4 protein-coding genes are annotated in these 2,363 nt (G+C 35.0%); all 4 read left to right on the top strand.

Translation table 11 applies throughout. The features are described from left to right. The first annotated feature begins 347 nt into the window (after window positions 1-347). The 4 genes from AC3DU7_RS31390 (at window position 348) to AC3DU7_RS31405 (ending at window position 2,031) form a co-directional block, all read left to right on the top strand. A complete protein-coding gene (locus AC3DU7_RS31390; protein WP_488043148.1) occupies window positions 348-815 on the top strand; it encodes an anthrone oxygenase family protein in 468 nt (155 codons plus the stop codon). A gap of 129 nt (window positions 816-944) precedes the next feature. Next, window positions 945-1,178, top strand: a complete 234-nt coding sequence (locus AC3DU7_RS31395) for a hypothetical protein (RefSeq protein ID WP_488043149.1) — start codon at window positions 945-947, stop codon at window positions 1,176-1,178. A gap of 14 nt (window positions 1,179-1,192) precedes the next feature. Beyond that, window positions 1,193-1,639 carry a type II toxin-antitoxin system VapC family toxin gene (locus tag AC3DU7_RS31400; RefSeq protein ID WP_488043150.1) on the top strand — a complete coding sequence of 149 codons (447 nt, stop codon included), beginning with the start codon at window positions 1,193-1,195 and terminating at the stop codon, window positions 1,637-1,639. A gap of 47 nt (window positions 1,640-1,686) precedes the next feature. Further along, window positions 1,687-2,031, top strand: a complete 345-nt coding sequence (locus tag AC3DU7_RS31405) for a hypothetical protein (RefSeq protein ID WP_488043151.1) — start codon at window positions 1,687-1,689, stop codon at window positions 2,029-2,031. Window positions 2,032-2,363: the final 332 nt, after the last annotated feature.

Consider the following 2,363-nt stretch of genomic DNA (forward strand, 5'->3'; position numbering starts at 1 on the left):
AGGCAGAAACAGTTGAGAATGGATGGCAAAAGTTTGAGTTAGATGCTGATGGTATTATTGTCACCGTCAGCGTCAAACCAAAAATGTTCAAAAAATTAACTCAAGCTCAAGAAAATTTCCCGCAATGGGTTTGCTTAGTTTAACAATTGGTGGAAAGATGGGAGAAAGCACAGAGAATGGATTTATATTGGAACAGCCGAATATACAAGTGTTTGAGAAAAAGCCAAAAGCTGAAAAATCTGCATAAGAGAAGCTTGACAAAGTACACACAGATAAGTAGGCTGTACTCAGCCTACCGATGAGGTTTTCCCATGTCAATAGAAGGAGTCTTTCAGATTACATTGCTCTTGGCTACATTGCTGTGTTCCCTGGTAGCAGGCTTCGTGTTGGCTTTTGCTGTAGTAGTCATGCCGGGAATCAAGACTTTAAGCGATCGGGAGTTTATCCGAGCTTTTCAGGTAATGGATGGTATTATTCAAAATAATCAGCCGATTTTTGTGTTAGTCTGGGTTGGTTCAATTGTGGCTCTAGTTGCTTCATCTGTGCTTGGCATCGGGCAATTGGAGGGAGTGGAGCGTTGGCTCATAATAAGTGCGGTACTTGCTTACCTTCTAGTTGTTCAACTGCCAACTTTCACGATTAACATACCCTTGAATAACAAACTGCAAATGCTGAATGTTGACGATCTGGATGAAACTGCACAAAAAGCAGCTCGTATGGACTTTGAACCACGTTGGCTCCTATGGAATTCAATCAGGACAACTTTTGCCAGCCTGGTATCTAGCCTGTTAATTATTCTATTACTTAGACTTTGAAGAACTTGGTGTAAAACTAGAGAAGAGAAGCTGTAATGAGCGTGCCAAGTAAACTAAAAATCTGGGAATCTTCAATCTCTAAAAACTTTACCAATTTATCTAGTTAGACTATTTCTGGAGGTGAAACTAATGAGTCCTTTATTAACAAAAATATTACAAGAAATTGAACAGCTTACTATAGAAGAAAAGTTTCAAATCATTACCTATACTACAGAACAATTAAAGCGTCAGACAATTACTCCCAAAACCTCTAAACATAGTTTGTCTGATTTACGAGGAATATTACCTAATATATTAGAGGGAAAAGATGCTCAAGAATGGGTTAGTGAATTACGTCAAGAGTGGCAACAACGAGAACCATAAATTGTTGAAATTATATGAAAATTGAGACTGTTTTAGAACAGCTAAATCGGATTTTTTTAGATTCGGCTCCGATTATTTATTATGTTGAGAGCAATCCTAATTATTTTTTAATTATAGATGAGGTATTCAATTATATTGAGTCCCATTCAATCCATGTTATCACTTCTCCCATTACTTTAGCTGAATGTTTAATTTTACCAACTCGTCAAAAAAATCTCTCTGTACAACAACAATTTATTAACATTCTAACGAATCAAGACACAATAAATTTTGTGGATATTAATTCAGAGATTGCTCTTATTGCTGCTGACATTCGGGTTAAATATAATTTTAAATTACCTGATGCTTTACAAATTGCCACAGCGATTCAATCTAATTGTGATGCTTTTTTAACTAATGATTTACAGTTAAAAAAGGTGAGTGAGTTATCTATTTTAGTAATTAGTGAATTAACATTATGACTCTATATATAGTACATATATAAGTATAAGGAAATATGAGGCCAAAAATGAAAAAAGAATTTGGAAATTTCTGGGATAAATTTCAGCCTATAAAAGATGAAAAGACAGTATCAATATCATTCCATGTTCGCCCTAAAATAGCACGTCAAGTAGCAGAATTAAATGACTATGTTGGGGTAAGTAAATCAACCTTCATAGGACAAATTATTGGGATGAGGTTAGATACAGTGACTCAAGTAGAAATAGTTGAGTTGAAAGTGAGGGATGTGCTGATGAAGTGTCGAGTTAGAAAAAGCGATCTAGAGAAAGTTGAGACCCTCGCTTATAAACATAACTGCACGAATTCAGATGTGCTGCGCTATATTCTTCATGTTGCTTTTGTTAAATCCTAAATGGTTTCAGCATCGTCACTATAAATTTTAAGTTTTTTCGGAGTCGTTAAGATTAGGGGAGCGATCGCAAGCCTCTTGAAGTTCTCGCAAATCATCTAAAATAATAATTTGTTTTTGAAAAAGAAATACTATGGTTCGTGTTGTCAAGTTTTGTAAAAGTGGCTCTCACTGCCTGCCACCATTAACTTCATCCAGTTAGTAATACCATTAATATAAACTGGTCTGATATTCGTGAAAAACTTAATTTAGCTGTTGATTTAACCAATTTTCCAAATCCACTATAGTTGCTAAATCAAAAATTTCATCACCTAAAATATCTAATTTTTCCAGAG

Source organism: Okeania sp., from assembly GCF_983059655.1.

Coding starts and splice junctions, on each gene's coding strand:
- AC3DU7_RS31395 (WP_488043149.1), top strand. CDS start 945: ATGAGTCCTTTATTAACAAAAATATTACAAGAAATTGAACAGCTTACT.
- AC3DU7_RS31405 (WP_488043151.1), top strand. CDS start 1,687: ATGAAAAAAGAATTTGGAAATTTCTGGGATAAATTTCAGCCTATAAAA.
- AC3DU7_RS31400 (WP_488043150.1), top strand. CDS start 1,193: ATGAAAATTGAGACTGTTTTAGAACAGCTAAATCGGATTTTTTTAGAT.